The 19804-nt window shown below is 62.9% G+C and carries 15 protein-coding genes and 1 tRNA gene; 8 read left to right on the top strand and 8 right to left on the bottom strand.

The genetic code is table 11. From position 1 onward, the window contains the following. Positions 1-305: 305 nt before the first annotated feature. Positions 306-3113, bottom strand: a complete 2808-nt coding sequence (locus tag ACT4OC_RS22550) for a di-heme-cytochrome C peroxidase (RefSeq protein WP_444841247.1) — start codon at positions 3111-3113, stop codon at positions 306-308. 166 nt (positions 3114-3279) lie between these two features. Then, positions 3280-5073 carry an adenylate/guanylate cyclase domain-containing protein gene (locus ACT4OC_RS22555; RefSeq protein ID WP_444841248.1) on the bottom strand — a complete coding sequence of 598 codons (1794 nt, stop codon included), beginning with the start codon at positions 5071-5073 and terminating at the stop codon, positions 3280-3282. A 214-nt stretch (positions 5074-5287) separates the two neighbouring features. On the opposite strand from ACT4OC_RS22555, the gene ACT4OC_RS22560 reads away from it, so the two are divergent. Beyond that, a complete protein-coding gene (locus ACT4OC_RS22560) occupies positions 5288-5923 on the top strand; it encodes a LysE family translocator (protein ID WP_444841249.1) in 636 nt (211 codons plus the stop codon). 86 nt (positions 5924-6009) lie between these two features. Here the strand turns inward: ACT4OC_RS22560 and ACT4OC_RS22565 are convergent, their stop codons facing one another. Next, positions 6010-6762, bottom strand: coding sequence for a sulfite exporter TauE/SafE family protein (locus ACT4OC_RS22565; RefSeq protein WP_444841250.1), 753 nt, complete (start codon positions 6760-6762; stop codon positions 6010-6012). Positions 6763-6858: 96 nt separating this feature from the next. Between ACT4OC_RS22565 and ACT4OC_RS22570 the strand changes: the two genes are divergently transcribed. Continuing rightward, positions 6859-7782 carry a LysR substrate-binding domain-containing protein gene (locus ACT4OC_RS22570; protein WP_444841251.1) on the top strand — a complete coding sequence of 308 codons (924 nt, stop codon included), beginning with the start codon at positions 6859-6861 and terminating at the stop codon, positions 7780-7782. On the opposite strand, the gene ACT4OC_RS22575 is transcribed toward ACT4OC_RS22570, so the two are convergent. The 4 genes from ACT4OC_RS22575 to ACT4OC_RS22590 form a co-directional block, all read right to left on the bottom strand. Next, complete coding sequence (locus ACT4OC_RS22575; protein WP_444841252.1) at positions 7751-8719, bottom strand: Bug family tripartite tricarboxylate transporter substrate binding protein; 969 nt, start codon at positions 8717-8719, stop codon at positions 7751-7753. The genes ACT4OC_RS22570 and ACT4OC_RS22575 overlap by 32 nt on opposite strands. A gap of 26 nt (positions 8720-8745) precedes the next feature. Beyond that, positions 8746-9528 carry a histidinol-phosphatase gene (hisN, locus tag ACT4OC_RS22580; RefSeq protein ID WP_444841253.1) on the bottom strand — a complete coding sequence of 261 codons (783 nt, stop codon included), beginning with the start codon at positions 9526-9528 and terminating at the stop codon, positions 8746-8748. Positions 9529-10103: 575 nt separating this feature from the next. Then, on the bottom strand, positions 10104-10244 hold the full coding sequence (locus ACT4OC_RS22585) for a Flp family type IVb pilin (RefSeq protein ID WP_444841261.1): 141 nt from the start codon (positions 10242-10244) through the stop codon (positions 10104-10106). Positions 10245-10507: 263 nt separating this feature from the next. Beyond that, positions 10508-11395 (bottom strand): N-formylglutamate amidohydrolase, encoded by an 888-nt coding sequence (locus ACT4OC_RS22590; RefSeq protein ID WP_444841254.1) that lies wholly within the window; start codon positions 11393-11395, stop codon positions 10508-10510. 324 nt (positions 11396-11719) lie between these two features. On the opposite strand from ACT4OC_RS22590, the gene cpdR reads away from it, so the two are divergent. The 5 genes from cpdR (at position 11720) to ACT4OC_RS22615 (ending at position 17481) form a co-directional block, all read left to right on the top strand. Beyond that, positions 11720-12079, top strand: a complete 360-nt coding sequence (gene cpdR, locus ACT4OC_RS22595; RefSeq protein WP_444841255.1) for a cell cycle two-component system response regulator CpdR — start codon at positions 11720-11722, stop codon at positions 12077-12079. An 86-nt stretch (positions 12080-12165) separates the two neighbouring features. Continuing rightward, positions 12166-12240, top strand: a tRNA-Val gene (locus ACT4OC_RS22600). Positions 12241-14562: 2322 nt separating this feature from the next. Then, positions 14563-15522, top strand: a complete 960-nt coding sequence (locus ACT4OC_RS22605; RefSeq protein WP_444841256.1) for an alpha/beta fold hydrolase — start codon at positions 14563-14565, stop codon at positions 15520-15522. Between the two features lie 32 nt (positions 15523-15554). Further along, on the top strand, positions 15555-16142 hold the full coding sequence (locus ACT4OC_RS22610) for a ribbon-helix-helix protein, CopG family (protein ID WP_444841257.1): 588 nt from the start codon (positions 15555-15557) through the stop codon (positions 16140-16142). A gap of 85 nt (positions 16143-16227) precedes the next feature. Next, positions 16228-17481: an MFS transporter gene (locus tag ACT4OC_RS22615; protein WP_444841258.1), complete on the top strand. Its 1254-nt coding sequence runs from the start codon at positions 16228-16230 to the stop codon at positions 17479-17481. Here ACT4OC_RS22615 and ACT4OC_RS22620 read toward each other — a convergent pair. Continuing rightward, positions 17476-17988 carry a sigma factor-like helix-turn-helix DNA-binding protein gene (locus tag ACT4OC_RS22620; protein WP_444841259.1) on the bottom strand — a complete coding sequence of 171 codons (513 nt, stop codon included), beginning with the start codon at positions 17986-17988 and terminating at the stop codon, positions 17476-17478. The genes ACT4OC_RS22615 and ACT4OC_RS22620 overlap by 6 nt on opposite strands. Before the next feature lie 641 nt (positions 17989-18629). On the opposite strand from ACT4OC_RS22620, the gene ACT4OC_RS22625 reads away from it, so the two are divergent. Further along, positions 18630-19804, top strand: a 1175-nt coding sequence (locus ACT4OC_RS22625) for a ParB/RepB/Spo0J family partition protein (protein ID WP_444841260.1), incomplete at its 3' end; no start/stop codon positions are given.

The raw sequence follows: 19804 nt of genomic DNA on the forward strand, positions 1-19804 counted from the left end.
ACGTTGATCCCGAGAAGTTCGGCCGCAGCCTCCTGCGTCAGTTCCTTGGCTTCCGTCCGATCCAGCAAATCCGAAAATCGCATCCGTCGTACACCCTCGTGAATGGATGCCGTGCCCATCGTGCCCCCTTTGTTCTGGGGCACCAAAAACACGACACTTCACGAGCTACAAACAGGCGACAGATCACGCGCTACCGACATGCGCGACGGCCATCCTTGACGACGTCTGCGCGCGGCGTCACACTGCAGCCGGTCGGGGCGCGCTCATCCGCGTCCAACTTGATAGTTGCTACGAAGAGCCGAACCCTACAGCGTCTTCAGATACTCGATCAGGTCGTAGCGCTCCTCCGGACTCAGCTTCCGGCCGATCACGCCATCCGGATAGGTCTTCTTGTCGGCGTCCGCCGCAGCCTCCAGCGAATGACCGCGCACGCTGTTGCCCTTGATGTCCGTGCCGTCCGAACCGGTCATGGAGAAGATGGTCTGGCCGGTCTTGCACGAGGTCTCGTTTCCTTCGACGCGGAAGCCGACGTCGCGGGGATCGAACTCGCGCGCGCCCATGCAGAATTTGGTCGGGCGTTCGGATTGCGGGCTCAGCATCCAGTACAGTGACGGCACGGACCCGTTATGCAGGTAGGGTGCGGTGGCCCACACGCCGTTCAGCGGGCGGGCGCGGTAGATCGCTTCCTTCAACTGGTCTGGATTCGGGCAGTTGCTGCGTTCGCCCCAGACTTCCGCCAGTTGCTTCGGATCGGTGATGTTGCGATCTGCGAGCCATTTCTGGCTGACCTTGTCGACAACGATCATGAGGGCGACCGCAAAGGGCATTTCGGTAGATGTTGAGGCTGGCAGTTGCTTGCACTTCCAACGCGCGCCGAGGTCCTCCGATGGCTGCAGGTTGAGGAAGCCGGGCACCTGAACCATCCGCTCGCGCAGCACGTTGCCCTGTGCGGGGTCGGTACCCATGCCCTTGACGCTCTTCTGCACTTCGTCCAGCACCCATCCGCCTTTGGCGTCCTGGCTCCAGTGCTTCGACGTCCAAAAGCTCTTGTCCTTGTACTGGTCGTCGAATTCCTTGTCGTTGACGGGGCCGAGATGGCACTCGGCACAGATGTCGGCGTACAGCTTGCGGCCCTTGGCGACGCGCTCGGGCTTGATCTTCCAGGCGTCGTCGTCGGGGAACAGTTGCGACGGCCATTTCGGCGATTGCAGCCCGGCAAAACTCTTCGGGTTGCGGCTGAACGGATCCGAGCCGCGCAGCATCGCCTCGATGCGCACGAGGTTCTCCAGCGCGACCGACGAGCTGAACAGCCTGTTGGGCGGGTGCTCCGGCGAAAGGTTGACCAGCGCGGAGACGCCGAGCGCCTCGCCGGCATTGCGGATCAGGGGCTGCTCGATCGAGGCGTCGTACTGCGCCCACCACAGCCACGGCACCGTCCATATCGGCGGGTAGCTGACCGGGGCGTCGTTGGGGTAGATATTGTCTTCGAGGCCGGAAAGACCGCCCATGACAAGGTCGGTATAGAAGACCTGGTTGCCGATCCGGTTCAACGCGTCCAGCCGACCGTATCCCTCGTCGGTGTCCGACTGTCCCTTTGCTTTCGGCTTCGCCTTGATGGTCTTCTGGTGAATCTGCTCCTGCTTGAACAGGAAGTCCTTTATCTCCGACAGTTTCGTCTTCAGCTGCTTGCGCTCCGCCTTGGACGCGTCGGGGCCGAGCACGCGCGAGGCGAAGCGGTCGAAGCGGCCGGGCGTGTAGAGCGTGTAGAAGATCGAAAGGAAGGTCGCAGCTTCCAGCTTGCGCAGCTCCAGCATCGAGGCGCCGCCGTCGAAACGGACGCTGACGCCTTTGTAGTAGATGCTGCCGGTATGACAGGCCGCGCAGGTCAGCCCGATCTTGTCCGTATCGGGTTTGCCGGTGCCGGGATCGACGACGCCCGTCATGCGCGCAAAGCCGACCGGCAAACCGTCGATATTGTCGGCAGGCAGCGGTTTCAGGCCAGCCACCGATTCCGGCGCGGGCTCTGCCTTCGCACTGGTGTTCACGAAGCCGTAGCGGCGCAAGGTCGCTTCGTCGGTGCGCACCGTCTTCGGGCTCGGCAGGAAACCCATGCGCTCGAGATAGGCGCTGTCGGCCAGCATGCCGGGCCGGCCCCACAGGCGAAGGCCGGGCTGCTCCAGCGCCATGAACCAGGAATAAGGCACCGGAAACGTCGCCGTGCCCTGGCTGGCATGGTGGAACCAGAACCGGTCTTCCGTGGACCAGTTCTGGTCGAGCCAATGAGCCGCCTTGAGCGGTTGGCGCGCGGGCAAGGCCGGCGGTTCGAGCTGGCCTAGCATCGGGATCGGGCGGATCAGTTCCGGAAATTCGGCGAACACGACGACGAACGCCGCCAGCGCCGCGACGAGCCCGACGGCGCCTTTGGCCAGCTTGCGCACGAAGCCGTTCTTGTGCACTGGGTGCGCCGACAGGCGCGCATTGATCCGCTCCGGTAGCCGCCGCTCCTTGAACAGGGTGCGGACCTCGGCGACGCTGAGATAGCGCGCCTCGCCCTCGCCCTTGCCGATAATGTTGAGCAGCACCGGCCACTCGCCGTTCATCAGCATGCGGTCGACGGCGCGACGATGGCCTTTGGCGCGCTCGAAATTTGCGTTCATGTAGGTGGTGATCTCGCTGCCGCTCAGCCCGATCTCCATGCCGCCGCCCATCGGGTCCAGCCGCTCCTTGCCGAAGGAGGCCAGACGCTCAATCTCGTCCTCATGGACATCGGCCTTGGCATCGAGGATGCGCGAGCCGACGCCGTGCTTGTCGAGCGGGCCGTTGCGCAGCTCGTCGAGCGTGGCGCCGGACCACCAGCTCCTGATCAGGCGGAAGGGGCTGAGCCCGTTGGCGACCAGGGCGACCAGCCGGGTCTCGATGCCGACCTTCACTTTCGCAAATCCGGTCTTGCCGCTCGCTGCCTGCACGGTCTGGGCCAGAGTGCCGAGCGGGACGTTGTGCCCGCCGACATACCCTTCGGAGACGACCGCGCGAAGGAACGGGCAGGGATTGTCGGGCGAAACGGCGATCGGCTGGCCTGTCGTGCTCGAATTCGACCCGGTGCGGTCCTGCATGATCCCAATCCTCCAAAAAGCAGCGGACAATGAAAAAGCGATTCGGCGACGCAATTGAAGCGACGGCGCAATGCCGCAAGGCGAATACTACCTGTGGATGAACGGGAATCTTGGCCGAATCGGAGACACTGTCAACACGTCGTACGGATACGCAGCCGACGGCCGCTCAGGAATTCGCGGTGCGCCTTCCGGCCTCGACCAGGATGAGCTTGGTGGACGGCACGCCGGCCTTCAGAAGTCCATCGCGATAGTGGGCGACGTCGCTCAGCTCCCTCCAGCGGAAATTGCGCAGGTGCTTCTCGACGGTGAGGCCGGGATAGCTGTTCAGCAGGACCTCGGTTGCCTTGGCAGCCTCCTCGTCCCGTCCGAGCTGCGCGAGTGCGGCAGTCCGCACCGCCAGCACCTGGAGGTGATTGGGATTGAGGTAGAGCGCTTCGCGCGCCCAGGACAGCGAGGCGTCGTACTGTCTGAGCAGATAGTGGCTGAAGGCGAGCAGCGCTGCCCATTGATAGCGTGGGTCGCTGTTGCCGCGCTGTACAGCGGTCGTGAACAGGTCGATCGACTGGCGGTGTTCACCGATCGACAGGTGGCAGCATCCCAGCACGCCGCGCGCGCCCATGTCGTAGGGGTTGAGCGCGACCGCCCGCCGTCCCGCTTCCATGGCCGCTTCGTGATCGCCTTCCATCGCCTGGACGAAGGCGAGGATCGAATAGGCAAAGGCCGATCGCGGATCGAGCCGGACGCTGCTTTGCGCCAGCTCCCTCGCCTCGGCCCACAGCTCGTGGGTGCTCTTGATCCAGCCGTATTGGCTGCCCTGGATCAGGATGGTGCCGAGATAGGCGCGCGCGATCGCCAGCGACGGATCGAGCGCGATCGCCTCCCGGAAGTAGGTGATCGAGGCTTCGAAATCGGGCTTGGTCTGCTTGTAGTAGTGGGAAAGGCCGCGCAGGAAGCGGTCCCAGGCGGTGAGGTCGGTCGATGACGCCCGCGATGGCGCCGAGGCCTCGGCACGAAAGATTTCCGGCGCCAGCGCGGCCGAGAGGCTCGTGGTCAGTTCGTCCTGCAGCGCGAACAGGTCTCCCATGTCGCGGTCATAGCGGCCGGCCCACAATTGCGCGCCGGTCTCCGGCGCGATCAGCTCCGCGGTGACGCGCAGCTTGTTTCCGCCACGCCGCACCGAGCCCTGGATCAAATAGGTCGCGTCGATCTCGCGCGCGATCAGGCGCGCGCTCAGGTTCTGGCCCTTGAAGGCGAAGGTCGCACTCCGGCTCAGTACCCGGTAGAACGACTGCAGCGACAGCGCGTGGATCAGGTCCTCGGTGAGTCCGTCGGCGAAATACTCGTCGGTGTCGCCGAGATTGACGAAGGGCAACACACCGACGATGGCGGTGCGGTACTGGGCCGGAAGCTGCGATGTGGCCTTGGATTCGAAGGCCGCGGCGTCCGTCCCGCCGGGCTCCCAGGTCCAGACATTGACCAACTCGCCGATGTTCTTGAGCTGGTGGCTGCCGGCATTGACGAGGGCGGTGGAAAGGTGCTTGCCGGCCTCCAGGTAAGCCTTGGCCGACACGGCGACGCCGCCGGGAGCTGCGACCGCTTCCAGGCGAACGGCGATATTGACGTCGTCGCCGAACACCTCGTCCTCGTCGGCGATCACGTCGCCCATGTGGACGCCCATGCGGAAGCGCATGACCCGGTCGGCGGGGAGCTGGGCGTTGCGCTCGGCCATCAGGCGCTGCATCTCGATCGCAGCCTCGATCGCACCCACCACGCTCGGGAACTCGAGCAGGAACCCGTCGCCGGTGTTTTTGACCATCCGGCCGCCATGATTGAGGATGAGCGGGTAGATTGCGCCGCGATGGGCCTTGAAGGCGGCATGCGTCCCCGCCTCGTCGGCCCCCATCATGCGGGAATAGCCGGCGACGTCGGCGCAGACGATGGCAGCCAGGCGTCTTTGCATTATTCCTCGAATTCCGGCACGGCTGGAATCACTATGTATTCCGCCCACCAATTCCCTTACAGACAGGTTGTCGCAGACGGAAGCCCGATCAGATGCTGCGGCCCATGCAATCCCTATGCAAGGGGAATGCAAGAGGCGGGAGCGGCCGGGTGTCGCTTTTCCGTCATGAAATATGCAGATGGCGGATCGGAGGCGATCCGAAAGCAAAGTGACCATGCTCGGCATTCACGAACTCTGGCTTTTCGTTCTATCTGGCCTTTTACTCAATATCACGCCGGGGCCGGACACCGCCTACATCATCGGCCGCAGCATCCAGCTCGGATGGCGCGGCGGGGCGGCGGCCGCCCTTGGCATCAGCTGCGGCTGCCTGGTCCATGTGCTGGGCGCCGCCATCGGCTTGTCGGCCCTGCTGATGGCCTCCTCGACGGCGTTCACCTTCCTGAAGCTGGCCGGCGCGGCCTATTTGCTGTTCGCGGGAGTGCAGATGCTGCTGTCGCGGTCGCGGCCGCTGACCGACGTCGCGGCCGGGAACGGGGCGACTTCGCTTTCGTCCGTGTTCTGGCAGGGCGCGCTGACCAATGTGCTCAATCCCAAGGTCGCGCTGTTCTTCCTCGCCTTCCTGCCGCAATTTGTGGACGGCGCCTCGGAGCAAAAGCCGCTGGCCTTCCTGCTGCTGGGGGCGATCTTCATCTTCAACGGCACGCTGTGGTGTCTGTCCATCGCGGCCTTTGCGTCGAAGGCGGCGAGGCGACTCCGCCGGTCGGAAGGCGCGATCGCCTGGATCAACCGGGCGCTCGGCGGGCTGTTCGTCTATCTCGGCATCCGCGTGGCGATGCTGGAGGCGCGCTGAGTTGCGCATGATCCGGAAAAGTGGGAACCGGTTTTCCCTGCGACAAACGCGAAGCGTTTGCGCGGAGATCATGCGCCACTGAGATCTCAGCCGTGGATCCTGACCAGCGCGTTGCCGGCGATGTAGAGTCCGAGCAGGATCAGCGCGATCAGGAACCAGCAGCGGAATTCCTCCGGATGCATCCGCGAGCGCACGGCCTGCCCGATGAACATGCCGGCAAAGGACGCCGCCATTGCGATGGCGCCCGGCAGCGCCGTCGCCGCCGTCAGCAGTCCAGATGCCGTGATGTTGAAGGCCAGCGCCACCGTCGCGATGGTGAAGAACACCCCTAGTGCCTGCACCAGTTCGTCCTTTTCCATCCCGATCGCCTGCATGTAGGGCATGGACGGAATCACTTGCACGCCGGTTGCCGCGGACACCACGCCGGTGATGAGGCCGACAATGCTGCCAATCCATTTTTCGTTGCGGCGCGCGACGGTGAACCGTAGCTTGCTCAGCCCCATGACGGCGTAGATCACCAGCAGCGCGCCGAGGGTCACCGTGCCCCAGGGCGCATAGGGTCCGGTCAACAGCCCCGCGTTGAGCCAGATGCCGATCACGGTGCCGATCATCAGCGGCCACAGCCGGCGCATGATGTCGCGCAGATAGGGGCCGCCGAATGTCTGCCAGATGTTGGTGACGATCGCCGGCACGATGACGATCGCGATCGCCTGGCCCGGTGACATGGTCACCGCGAGCAGGCCCATCGACACCGTCGGCAGTCCGAGCCCGATCACGCCCTTGACGAATCCGGCGGCCAGGAACGCGGCGGCGATGAGGATGAGCAGCGAGTCTTGCATGCGGGTCACATTGACCGATCGGCCCATCCGGCACAATCTGGACCTTACGGAGGATGCCTTCGGCTGTGACGAAGGCATGGAGAAAGCCGGGAAGTAATGCGTTTCGATCTGGTCGACCTGCAGCTGTTCGTCGCGGTGGCGGAGACCCGCAGCATCACTGCGGGCGCCGCCCGCATGCACCTGGCGCTGGCTTCGGCCAGCGAACGGATCAAGCGGCTGGAGGTGGCGCTCGGGGTCGCGCTGCTCAAGCGCGGCCGCCGCGGCGTGGAGCTGACTTCGGCCGGCGAGAGCCTGCTCGACCACGCCCGCATCGTCCTGCACAATGTCGATGCGTTGCGCGGCGATCTCGCCGCCTTCGCCAGCGGCGCGCGCGCCAGCGTGCACCTGCTCGCCAACACGTCGGGCATCTCGGAATATCTGCCGAAAGCGCTTGCCGCCTTTCTCGCCGAGCATCCGCGGATATCCATCGATGTCGAGGAGCGCGAGAGCGGCGAAATCGCGCGCGCCATCGCTTCGGGCGCGGCCGATCTCGGTCTCGCCGCCGAGCATGCGCTGCCCGAGGGCATCGAGCGCATCCCCTTCAGCGAAGACCGGCTGGTGCTGGTCGTGCCGCGGCAGGACGAGCTGGCAGGACGCCGCCAGGTCGATTTCCGCGAAGTGGTGAGCCGCGATTTCGTCGGTCTCGTCACCTCGAGCGCGCTGCATGCCCATGTCTCAGGTCACGCGGCGAAGCTCGGCGCCCGCCTGCGCTTCCGCGCGAGATTGAACAATTTCGACGCCATCGGCCAGATGGTGGCGGCCGGTATCGGGGTTGCCGTGATGCCGGAGGTCGCCGGACGGCGCTGCGCCCGTTCGATGAAGATCGCCGTGGTCCGGATCAGGGATTCCTGGGCCGACCGGCGGCTCGCGATCTGCGCCCGCAGCTTCAAGGCGCTCGCGCGGCCGGCGCAGCAGCTGGTCGAGCATTTGCGCAAGGGGGCGCGTCAGCTCACTTCGACGTCTGCACGCCCGCGTCCTTGATCACCTTCGCCCATTTCGCGGTTTCGCTGGCGATGTAGTCGCGGAATTGCTCCGGCGAGTTGCCGACGGGAGTGAGGCCCTGTCCGGCGAGCTTTTCCTTGACGGCGGGGTCTGCGAGCGCCGTCGTTGCGACCTTGTTGAGCGCCGCGATGACGGCCGGCGGCGTGGCTGAAGGCGCCACCATGCCGTACCAGTTTTCGATGCGCAGCGCCGGCATGCCGAGCTCGAAGGTGGTCGGCACGTCGGGCGCCGTCGGTGCGCGCTTGTCGGTGCCGAGCGCGATCGGCTTCAGCGTGCCGCTCCTGATGTGCGGCAGGACCGCGGGCAGGTCGAGGAAGGTCATTTGCACCTGCTGGCCGAGCAGGTCGTTGATGGCGGGCGTAGCGCCCCGATAGGGCACATGAACGACGTCGATCCCTGCGGTGAGCTTCAGGAGTTCGCCGGCGAGATGCGGCAGGCTGCCGGGGCCGGTGGAGGCGAAGTTGAGCTTGCCGGGCTGCGCTTTGGCCAGCGCCACGAGCTCGCTCATGTTCTTCGCCGGCACGTTGCCTGCCACCACGAGCATTTCCGGGACCGTGACGACCAGGGTGACCGGCGCGAGATCCCTGGAGGTCTCGTACGGCACCTTCTCCATGCTCTGGTTGATTGCGAGCGCTCCGGCGTTGACGATGCCGATGGTGTAGCCGTCGGGAGCAGCTTTTGCGACCGCATCGGTGCCGAGCGTACCGCCCTGGCCGCCACGGTTGTCGATCACGACCGGTTGCTTGGTCAACTCCGACATGCGCTGGCCGACGATGCGCGCGACGATGTCGTTGGGCCCGCCCGCCGGGAACGGCACGATCAGCTTGATCGGCTTGGCCGGGAATTCCTGCGCCGTGGCCAGCGCCGGCATTAGAAAGAGCGTCAATCCCGCCAGCAGCCTGCCGATCGTCCGCATCGAAGCTCTCCCTGGCGGTTCGCACTTCAGCTGTTGAGTATCTTCATCGCGGCTTCGTGCACCCGCGGATCGCCGGCGGCGACGATGCGTCCGCCGCTTTGCGCCGGCTTGCCGTCCCAGGTGGTGACGACGCCCCCGGCGCCGGTGATGATGGGGATCAGAGCGGCGATGTCGTAGGGCTTCAGCTCGGTCTCGACGACGAGGTCGAGATGGCCCGCCGCCAGCATGCAATAGGAGTAGCAGTCGCCGCCATAGCGCGTCAGCTTGACGGCGCTCTCGATCTTGGCGAACTGGGCGCGGTCGGCCGCGTTCATCAGCAGCGGGCTGGTGGTGTAGGCGGTCGCCTCCTTCAGCGCGGCGCAGCGCCGCACGGTCAGCCGTCGCGCGCCGGATGGTCCCGCATAATGGGCCGAGCCGTTGTCGCCCGAAAAGCGTTCGCCGATATAGGGCTGGTGCATCATGCCGAACACCGGCGTGCCCTTGTGCAACAGCGCGATCAGCGTGCCCCAGATCGGAAATCCGGCGATGAAGGATTTGGTGCCGTCGATGGGATCGAGCACCCAGACATATTCGGCGTCCTCGCGCTCGTTGCCGAATTCCTCGCCGACGATGCCGTGCTGGGGGAAGTTGGCCTTGATCAGCCGCCGCATCACCGCCTCTGCTGCGCGGTCGGCCTCGGTGACGGGGTCGAAATCCTGGGCGACGCTCTTGTTGTCGATCGAGAGCGAGGTGCGGAAGAACGGCAGGATGGTCTCGCCGGAGGAGGTCGCAAGCCGACCGATGAAGGCTTTGAAATCGATGACCGTCACGGCAGTCCCTGGGCAGGCGCTGGGGGAGAGGGTGTTCACCTTTCCCCTAGCCCAAACCGTACGCCGGCGCATCGGCCGCGAGACGTTAATCCACCTGCCTGCGCGCGTTTTTCTTTCGAATCGGCTTCGCTTGGTCAGTCATTCTTCGAAAGCCGCATCCATCACGAAGTTGAGATTTGTCTGCATGGTGGCTATTCGGCAACGTCAGTACTCGCCCGGAGTATTTTTATAACCTATTGAAAAATAGAAATATTTTCGTATTTAACCGGACTGTTGCATTCCCGCCATCCTCGCCGGGAATGCGCAAGAAATTAATCGAAAGCCCTTGCCTTTTGTGCAGCGCGGTCGCATATTGTTGCGGTGCGGTAGCGCTTTGCGTTATCGCTGCCCTCCTTGGGCGTTTCCTCCCTAGACTTGGGCCGCTTGTTCATTCAAGCGGCCCTTTTTTCTTGCCCGGAGCATGTCCCGAGCGCCGAGGCGATCATGCTCGAGCAAAAAAAGAGCGCGATGACGATCCGAGGAAACGTCATCACGCTCTCGAGGGACGGCGTGGCCGCGAAGGCTTTGCCGGAAGCTTACTTCAGCGACGTGTTGATCGACGTGAACTTGTTGTTGAGGTTGGTGCCGAGGCCGTTGACGACGGCGATGATCGCAAGCGCGATGCCGGCCGCGATCAGGCCGTACTCGATCGCAGTTGCCCCCGACTCGTCGTTCATGAACTTTGAGAAGAGCTGCTTCAACTTGACCTCCAAGGTTGCTGGTAGCGTACGCGGTTCCAGGGTCCGCGCGAGCGACCTTGGGTTCCAAGCTTGAAGGGGTGCTGAACCAGAACCCTAAAATGCTCCGTAATTCCCGGCAGAGGACCCGTCGTCGGCGGCAAACAGCGGCAAAGCGTTAACGGCCTGCTGTTCTCGCCCTGAAAGATTGTCAGAGGGTTTGACGACAAATTACGCGCAATCTCGCGCGCAACGTCGGCGGGCTATTCCGCCGCGGCCTGGAACGGCCCGAGATCGCCGAGCGGCAACTCGGCCAGGCGGTCGGCAATGGCGGCGAAATCGGCAGCCACCTGCGCAAAGCGCGGGCCGCGCTCCCTGCGACGCTCGTCCATGTAGACGGCGCGGTTGAGCTCGAGCTGGACGGTGTGCAGCCCGCTGGCCGGATTGCCGTAATGCTCGGTGATGAAGCCGCCAGCGTAGGGCTTGTTGCGGCCGATCGAATAGCCGAGCCCAGCGAGCGTGTCCTCGACCAGCTCCGGCAGCAGCGGCGCGCAGCTCGTGCCGTAGCGGTCGCCGATCACGACGTCGGGGCGCCGCGGCTCGTCGCGCGACACCCCGACCGACGGCATCGAATGGCAGTCGACCAGGACCACGGTGCCGAAGCTCTGGTGCGCCTTGTTGATCAACCGTCGCAGCGCGCGGTGGTAGGGCTTGTACAGCGCCTCGATGCGGCCGAGTGCGTCATCGACCGACAGCCGCTCGCGATAGATCTCCTGGCCGTCGCCGACCACGCGCGGGATGGTGCCGAGCCCGCCGGCGACCCGCATCGAGCGCGTATTGGCGAAGCTCGGCAGCCGCCCGGTGAACATCCGCGGGTCGAGCTCATAGGGCTCGCGGTTCACGTCGACATAGGAGCGCGGAAAATTAACGGTCACAACCGGAAAGCCGTGCCCGCTCAAATGGCCGATCAACTCGTCCATGAACGAGTCCTCGGAGCGCCGCAGTGCGGCGAGGTCGATCCGCGAGGCGTTAAGGAATTCTTCCGGATACACCGAGCCCGAATGCGGGGAATTAAAGATGATCGGCGCCCGCCAGCTCGCGGGCTCCACGATCTCGAACGGTGGCGACAATTCGCCATCAAACTGGGTCATTCGCGGGGCGCCGTCCCTTATCCGTCCGCGATTCCTCCGACAGGCTCATTTTTGCCGGAAAATCGCGTGCTTTGTGAGGCGATATTGTCCGGGATCGCAGCCGTTCTGCCAAGCGAAAAAAGCCCGTTTACCCTGGAACGCTTCTTTGCCGTGCCATGCGAACCGTCTCGATTGCCTTCCGCAGGGCTCCTGATGCAGTAAGATCGCCGTCTGCCGGCCGGTGCCCGGCGGATCCTCGGCCGGCGGTCTTTCACCCGAAATTTACCGTCTGCAGGGCTTAGTGAGTGGAGTGATCCAGTGACCCGGAAGCGACGACCCAAACCCATGCACAAAATTCTCCTCGCCGAAGACGACAACGACATGCGCCGCTTCCTGGTCAAGGCGCTGGAAAACGCCGGTTTCGAGGTCTCGCCCCACGATAACGGCATGTCGGCCTATCAGCGGCTGCGCGAGGAGCCGTTCGAGATGCTGCTCACCGACATCGTGATGCCCGAGATGGACGGCATCGAGCTCGCCCGCCGCGCCGCCGAGCTCGATCCCGACATCAAGATCATGTTCATCACCGGTTTCGCGGCCGTCGCCCTGAACTCGGATTCGGATGCCCCCAAGAACGCCAAGGTCCTGGCCAAACCGGTCCATCTTCGCGAATTGGTCAGCGAAGTGAACAAGATGCTGGCGGCCTGATTCGGGGGCAATTTAGGACCAACTGTCCTTGCAGCCCCGGTCCGCAGCCGCTATACGGACCCCGACCCAACCACCTTTTTCTATCCGGGCACGTAGCTCAGCGGGAGAGCACTACCTTGACATGGTAGGGGTCACAGGTTCGATCCCTGTCGTGCCCACCACCAACTCTCTGTTTTCTCAGCATTTCTGGAATCACCCTCGCCCCGATCGCGTGCAAATCCTTCTTCGTCAACAGTACGTCAACAGCAAATAGCGGCCTAGCGCAGTGCTGCTGGATCAGTGCGATTACGCAATCGGTGGCCAGCGCGACGTCCGCGAGCATTTCCGGATCGTCTGACTCGTAATTCGCCGTTGTGCGCGAGCCATCACGCACGACGTGCCCCATCCACAATGAGCGCTGCTCGCGCGGCACATTCCGGAACAGCTTCTTTATTTGGTCGGCCATGAAATGGCGCAAGCTGTACTGTGAAAAGCCCATCAGTCCGAGCTCTGTGCCGATACGTCGAAAGGCCCGCTTCACCGTAGCGACGCGCTTGCCCTTGTACACGATGAGTCCGAGCTCAGGTGGGGTCCGATTCTCGGCAAGGGCGGCTGCCAGCCGAGCCTCATCTTCTTTGTTCCAGACCGGTAGCCAGCCCGCGAGGCACCCGGTGAGCGGCTGGCGGGGCCGGCGCTTTTTCGTAGGTACCCAACCGATCGGAGCAAGATCAATCACGCCACCGTTCCAATCAACCTGCGTTGCCGGATCGAAATCGATGATGGCTTGTGGCCGAGCCCACGTGCACAGACTCATTATCGCAAAGCGGAAGAGATGGGGTGTTTTGAGCGAATCCAGCACCGTGGCCATCTGTTCGACGGAAAGTGTCACCGGTCGCGGCCGACGTGCTGAAATTTTGAGTTCAGTAGCGATTGCCTCACGTTTCCACACAATTTTCGGCGAGTGACTCATCAGCGCGGTCTCGATCTTATTTCCGACGCCATCCATTCTAATTTTTGTGACGCAGGCGTCGTTGAACGCAGATCTCATTACATTAAACAATCGTTCAATGTAGCCAGCGGAATGCCGGTGTTTTTCGACGCACCATTTGGCCAACTCGAGCTGGCGGGCTGGCGTCCAAAATGCGACAGGTGCATCGATCTTGCTTATGCTAGCGAGATAGTCCGTAAACAGCGCCACTGCCCGCTCGGCCGCGTCCTCTGATGCAATGTGTGAGCCGCGTTCGTCGAGATATGCCTTGAGTGCGGCCACACTAAGAACCTGGTCGGGGCCGGGCGGCCCTGCCCGGTTCACGCTGCTGGGAGCCGACGCGACGAGCGCCGCGAGCGAAACTTTGGCCTCTTCGAAATCTGTAGTCTTAAGACTTCTGCGGCGGACCTGGCGAGTTCCGGCGTCATACTTGCAAGCGTACCAGAAGCCGAGATGCTCTGGATGCGTGCGCTCGAGATAATAGCCGCCGAGTTCGAATCGACACTGCTGAGTGCCTGTTGAGGCAGCCTGCTGCTTTCCTGCTGGCATTCTGACACCTTAAGATACGTCCGTTCGATATAGCTCTGCACCTGCTCTGGCGTATAACGAGGGCCGCCGCTTTTTTTTCTGAATCCGTAGAACTCGATCCTCGGCGGATTCGCTCGGCGGGCGCGCCGCAGCTCCGCCCTTGTAAGCATTGGCCATCGTCTGAGCACCTCGTCTTCAGACAAGAAATCCGCCGGATCAATGACGCGCATAGAAAAAATCTTTCTCGATGCTAATGGAGCAACCAGGTCAGGCTGCTAATGAACACCTGCAAGCGTGGCACAGGCGACCGGGACTATTACGATCGCAGAGGGCTGATCCGAGGTGAACAAGTCTAGCGCCGAGATAACTGAATCGGCGGAAAACGCGCACAAATAGGTTGGATACACTTCTCCTTTTGCGTTCTGGCCCGTCATCCTCATCGTGCTACGCCGGAAGCCCAGATCGATTCTCGCCAGGAGCGCAAAGCGCAGGTAAAGATCCGATCTAGCGTCGATCCAAGGTAGGTGTTCGCTCGGTTCGTTGGACGTGATGACGCGCGCCACGCCGTCGAACTAATAAAAATTTGACGCGCCAAGGTGGGGCAACATATCGATTCGAGCGGTCGAGCGCTTTATGATCCACACCGAGACTAACAATGGAACGTTGGTTTTTCGCCGTCTCGGCAAATGCGCATTCCGAGATGAACGTCCGGAACGCATTGATCGTGGAATCGACCGCCACTTGCGGCAAATGGGATGAGTGATCTGCGGTGGCTTCAATGCCTATCGAGATTAATCAAGGATCGACTCAAAATCATGCTGACGCGGCGCGCCGGCCGACGCGAGATATCGCAGGTATTCGCCCGTACCCCGGCAATTCTACGCCGTGCTACGCCATGGCGCGATGACATCGACGCACCGATTGCAATCCTCTCTGCTTTTCTGTCTCTGCACCCGAACACGCACGTTGGGGATGAGGAAGAGCAGCGATGCCATATGTCGAGGCCACAGGAGCAAAGCTCTATGTCGAGGAGCGTGGCCACGGCTATCCGATCATCTTCATCCATGAACTCGCATCGGACATCCGTGGATGGGAAGCCCAGACTCGCCATTTCTCTCGCGGCTATCGTTGTATCGCTTACAATGCTCGCGGCTATCCGCCCAGCGATATCCCGGAAGATTTCGCCTCATATGGTTGGGAGTTGGCGGTAGACGACATCGCCGCTGTGATGCGGGGCCTCGAGATCGAGCGCGCCCATCTGGTCGGCTTGAGCATGGGCGGATATGCCGCTCTACAGTTTGGGTTGCGGTATCCGGAAAAAGCCAGCTCGATTGTCGCAGCAGGCGTGGGGTCTGGCTCTCATCCTTCCCAGCATGACGCCTGGTTGAGGGAAACGTCGATTCTCGCGCGGATTTTCATCGACCATGGAATGGTCGGAGTGGCCGAGAGGATGGCGCGCGGTCCGGCCCGCATCCAATTGAAATACAAGGACCAGGCTAGCTGGCGGGAATTCGTGGTCCGTCTGCGTCAACATTCGCCGCAGGGCATGTCGAACACGATGGCGCGCTGCCAGGCCTTGCGGCCGTCGTTGCATACCTTGCGCGATCAATTGTCTGACATGGCGGTTCCGGTATTGCTCGCCGTAGGTGACGAGGACGTCCGCTGCCTCGAGACCAACCTGATGCTCAAATCCGTGCTTCCCAACGCTGGTCTGTGGATCTGCCCCAATACCGGCCATGCGATCAACCTGGAAGAGCCGGCCTCATTCGATGCTCAAGTTGAAGGCTTCCTGGGCGCTGTCGAGCGCGGAAGCTGGCGCCGCGGCTTTCCGGGGAACGAGATTGATCCAAGCCTTGGATTGTATCGGCGCGGATGTCGAGACCACTCGCTCGTCCAGTTTGATCAGGAAACAGCCGGTGCCGACGTGGTTCGTTTGCACCACAGATGATGGCCTTGAGTTGCGTCCAAGCGAGATCCCCCATGAAACCCAGGGTTGGCGTTTATCTCTCCGAGCAAATGGCTGCGCGGTTGGCAGAGGCGGCCAAACGTCCCGGCGCCACAAAATCTGCGCTCGTCGAAGCAGCCCTCGATCTTTTCCTGGGCTCTGACGACGACGTCGGCGATGCCGCGACCGTGGCGCGCCGCCTCGGTGGCTTGAGCCACCAGATCGAGCAGCTCGATCGCAATCTCAGGATTGCGAATGAGACGGCTGCTCTTCATGTCCGGTTTCATCTCGCGGTAACCCCGATATTGCCGGGAGCCGCGCAAGGTGCCGCATGCGCGCTCGGAGCAGAGCGATTCGAGGAATTTGCTGCGCAAGTAGCAAGGCGGGTTGATCTCAAAATTCCCCTCATACGAGAGACGATTGACAGGGTCGGCGCAACGAGGGCGGACGCTTTCGCAAGCGATCTTGCGGAACTCGAGTCCCTCGGCTCCAGATCCACTGCGTACCAACCAGGTCTTCCGGCATCGACTGCGATTGATGACGCCTCAGCGCCTGTTGCTGCCGTCCGGGAGGACGGCAGCAACGGCGGCTTTCGAGGCCGTACAGGCAGCGCTTTTTACTGATGCTGCTAGCTGCCGAGCAATCGAGGAAGACGGGACGGCGATCGTTTCACGACGATCCGCACGAACCTCGCCAACGGCGGCGAGTGTGACGAAAGATCCGGTTGAAATCGGCTCCTTGATCTTGCGCGTGTTCCTGCCATTCGTCGCCGGCTATTACATCGCCTATCTGTTCCGGACCATCAACGCGGTCATGGCGGCTCCCCTGGCAACGGAATTGGGGCTCGGTGCCGACGATCTTGGCTTGCTGACGTCGGTTTACTTCCTGACGTTTGCAGCCGCCCAGATACCCATCGGCATCCTCCTCGACCGATACGGTCCGCGGCGGATTCAGAGCGTGTTGCTGGCAATTGCAGCGGCCGGCGCGACATTGTTTGCGGTGTCGGACCATTTCATTGCGCTTCTGGTCGGTCGCGCATTGATAGGTCTGGGTGTCGCCTCTACTCTAACCGCGGGATTGAAGGCGCTCGTTCTCTGGTTTCCAGAAAATCGCGTGCCGCTCCTCAACGGCTTGATGGTCATGCTCGGCGCTCTGGGGGCGGTGACGGCGACATTACCGGCCGACTTGCTGCTCGCCTGGATCGGCTGGCGTGAACTGTTCGGCCTGTTCGCTGCGTTAACCGCCGCCTCTGCGGTCATGGTCTATCTCGTCGTGCCTGAGGCTGCGCCGGCGCCAGGCAATGGCGCCCCGGTCGGCTTGAGAAAGGTCTACGCCGATCCACGCTTCTGGCGTATTGCGCCACTCTCGGCATCCTGCATTGGAACGGCGTGGGCGCTCCAAGGGCTCTGGGCGGCGCAGTGGCTCAGGGATGTGGAGGGCCTCGACCGTACCGGCGTGGTATCTCATTTGTTTGCCATGGCGATCGCCCTCAGTTTGGGCGCGATCCTGCTCGGGGTCGCTGCCGATCGGCTGCGCAGGCGTGGCGTCGGACCAGAGATGCTTCTGGGGCTTGTTGCGGCCGTGTTTATTGCAACTCAGTTCGCCTTGATCCTGCGCTTGCCTTTGCCGTCATATCTGGAGTGGGCGGTTGTGGCGGCGGTCGGCGCGGCTACCGTGCTCAGCTTTGCCATACTGGCCGAATATTTTCCGAAACAGCTCACTGGACGGGCCAACGGTGCCCTAAATTTGTTGCACATCGCCGCGGCGTTCGTCGTGCAGTACGCGACCGGTGTCGTGCTTGGGCATTGGACGCCTCAAGCCGGGCATTATCCGGAAATCGCTTATCAGACTGCCTTTGCTCTCAGCCTCGCCTTCCAGATCGCAGCATGGATCTGGTTTGCGCTGCCGTGGGCTTTCCTCCGACCTTCGGCGGCATGCCGCCCGCGTCCATCCGAATCATAGCCCGCCGTCGTCCGCCGGCGGTCTGGCCCAAACGGCGGGAATATTTCGATCCGAATTTCTGCGTCCCCGACGGTCATGCTCAGCTCCGCGCCGCAATCGAGAATCATGGGAACGCCGACTGCCGCCGACGCATTGATACGCCGGCGACTTTCCCGCACGTTCCATCCAGGCCTTAAGCTCTTTCCAATCCCGCGATCCAAAATTGGGGATCGTTGAGAACATCGCAACCGTATATTCAAGAGCTACGACCTGGTCTGGCGTAAAGTCCGTCGTTCCGATCAGCTTGGCCAGCATGTTGCGCAGCCGCGGCGTCAGTTGAAGCGGATTCGGCTGCTGGGGGAGGCGAGCGGCTTCCTCGAGCTCCTGGGCACGCCGGTCGCGGCGTTCCTCGCGATCGACGATCTGGCGTACCCGTTCGCGCGAGATTCCCATCGCGGAGCCGATAGCGCCAAGACTTTCGCTTGAACGGCGACGTTCAACGATCTGCCGATTGCGATCGCTTACCATGGCGCACCAATCCTCATCGGCGTCTCGATGCGGCTGGCGTTCCCTGCACCGTGTTCGACGCGCATCGAATTATCTCACGCCGGGGCTCTTTGTTTTTGAGTGGCTCTTTGTGTTGGAATCATGTCGCTTAGAACGTGTCGCTCGCCGGAGGCTCTCGCGTTAGGGGCCGCCGGCATTGCATGCCGGCGCCGCTATCACTGCCCCGAACGCGGGTGCCTTCTTAACCGGTCTCGCGACTGCAGTCGCCTCGGTGCCCGCGGTCATTTCATGCCCGCGTCGTTATCACTGCCCCTTCGTCGGCTGCCTTCTCTCCTTGCCGGGACAATTTTCATCAACCAACGGGTCTCCCCTTTCGCACGGGGCTAAGGGGCTCTGCCCCTCGCGCGCGCCAGGGTAAAGCGCCGGCTTCCGCCGGCGCCGACCCGAGCGGTCTCCCCGGTCTTCCGCGCTCTCTCAAATCCTTAACCCCGGGAAATCCTGGCCTGCGCTTGTGCAGACCCGCTTCACGAAGCGGCCCTTGAGGGCGGGCGATCCCCCTCCGCTCGGGTCGCCCTGGCACTTGCTACCCCCGGTCTCGCCGACGGGCAGGGGCGCAGGCGCGAGGTGCGCTCTGCACCCAAGCCCTTAAAAGGAGATCGATCATGTCTGCCAAGAAAGTTGAAACCGTCACGGAGAGCGGAACCGAGATTTTCATTCCGCTCAACAAGCTCAAGAAGTCGCCGAAGAATGCGCGCAAGACGCCGCACAGCGAGGCGGCCATTGAGGCCAAAGCGGCGAGCATCGCCGCCAAGGGTATCCTGCAAAACCTCGTCATCGAACCGGAGTATGACGGGGAAGGGGCCGCGACCGGGTTCTACCTCGTGACCATCGGCGAGGGCAGGCGGCTCGCCCAGCTTCTGCGGGCGAAGCGGAAGGAGATCAAGAAGACGGAGCCGATCCGTTGTGTGCTCGACACCGCGAACGACCCGCACGAAATCAGCCTCGACGAAAACGTCACGCGGGAGAAGATGCATCCAGCCGATCAGTTCGAGGCGTTCAAGAAGCTGGCGGAGGATCACGGGTATGGCGCGGAGGAAATCGCTGCCCGGTTCGGCGAGACGCCGCAGGTGGTGCGGCAGCGCCTTCGCCTGGGCGCGGTCTCGCCCAAGCTGATGGAAATCTACCGCAACGGCGATCTTGCGCTGGACCAGTTGATGGCTTTTGCCATCACCGAGGACCATGCCCGGCAGGAGGCCGCTTATGAGCGGCTGTCCTTTAACCGCGACGCCAGCACGATCCGCCGCCTGCTGACGGAAGCACACGTCGCCGCCACCGATCGCCGCGCGGTCTTTGTCGGCGCGGAAGCCTATGCCGAGGCTGGCGGTACGATCCTGCGCGACCTCTTCACCGAGGATGGTGGCGGCTATTTCGAGGACGTGGCGCTTCTCGACATGCTGGTCATGGCAAAGCTTGGACGCGAAGCCGACGCCCTGATGGAGGCCGAGGGTTGGAAGTGGGCGCAGGTCCATCTCGACTACCCCCACAGCCACGGGCTGCGCCGGACCTATCCGCAAGCCGTGGACCTTTCGGCGGAGGATCAGGCCGCCCTGGACGCCGCGAGGGGCGAGTTCGACAGCCCGACGGAGCAGCATGAGAACGACGAGGAACTGACTGACGAGGTCGACGCGCGTTTCGGCGAGCTTGAGGCCGAGATCGAGCGGCTTGAGGCCAAGCGCAGGGCATACGACCCCGCCGACATCGCCCGTTGCGGGGCTTTTGTCATTCTCAATCATGACGGCACCGTGCGCATCGAGCGCGGCTTTGTGCGGACCGAGGA

This window comes from Bradyrhizobium sp. (assembly GCF_052389815.1).
GTDB lineage: Bacteria > Pseudomonadota > Alphaproteobacteria > Rhizobiales > Xanthobacteraceae > Bradyrhizobium.

Excerpts from the sequence above, each read along its gene's own strand:
- ACT4OC_RS22590 (WP_444841254.1), bottom strand. The coding sequence starts at position 11,395 with ATGACCCAGTTTGATGGCGAATTGTCGCCACCGTTCGAGATCGTGGAG.
- ACT4OC_RS22550 (WP_444841247.1), bottom strand. The coding sequence starts at position 3,113 with ATGCAGGACCGCACCGGGTCGAATTCGAGCACGACAGGCCAGCCGATC.
- cpdR (WP_444841255.1), top strand. The coding sequence starts at position 11,720 with ATGCACAAAATTCTCCTCGCCGAAGACGACAACGACATGCGCCGCTTC.
- ACT4OC_RS22585 (WP_444841261.1), bottom strand. The coding sequence starts at position 10,244 with ATGAACGACGAGTCGGGGGCAACTGCGATCGAGTACGGCCTGATCGCG.
- ACT4OC_RS22605 (WP_444841256.1), top strand. The coding sequence starts at position 14,563 with ATGCCATATGTCGAGGCCACAGGAGCAAAGCTCTATGTCGAGGAGCGT.
- ACT4OC_RS22565 (WP_444841250.1), bottom strand. The coding sequence starts at position 6,762 with ATGCAAGACTCGCTGCTCATCCTCATCGCCGCCGCGTTCCTGGCCGCC.
- ACT4OC_RS22575 (WP_444841252.1), bottom strand. The coding sequence starts at position 8,719 with ATGCGGACGATCGGCAGGCTGCTGGCGGGATTGACGCTCTTTCTAATG.
- ACT4OC_RS22570 (WP_444841251.1), top strand. The coding sequence starts at position 6,859 with ATGCGTTTCGATCTGGTCGACCTGCAGCTGTTCGTCGCGGTGGCGGAG.
- ACT4OC_RS22610 (WP_444841257.1), top strand. The coding sequence starts at position 15,555 with ATGAAACCCAGGGTTGGCGTTTATCTCTCCGAGCAAATGGCTGCGCGG.
- ACT4OC_RS22560 (WP_444841249.1), top strand. The coding sequence starts at position 5,288 with ATGCTCGGCATTCACGAACTCTGGCTTTTCGTTCTATCTGGCCTTTTA.
- ACT4OC_RS22620 (WP_444841259.1), bottom strand. The coding sequence starts at position 17,988 with ATGGTAAGCGATCGCAATCGGCAGATCGTTGAACGTCGCCGTTCAAGC.
- ACT4OC_RS22555 (WP_444841248.1), bottom strand. The coding sequence starts at position 5,073 with ATGCAAAGACGCCTGGCTGCCATCGTCTGCGCCGACGTCGCCGGCTAT.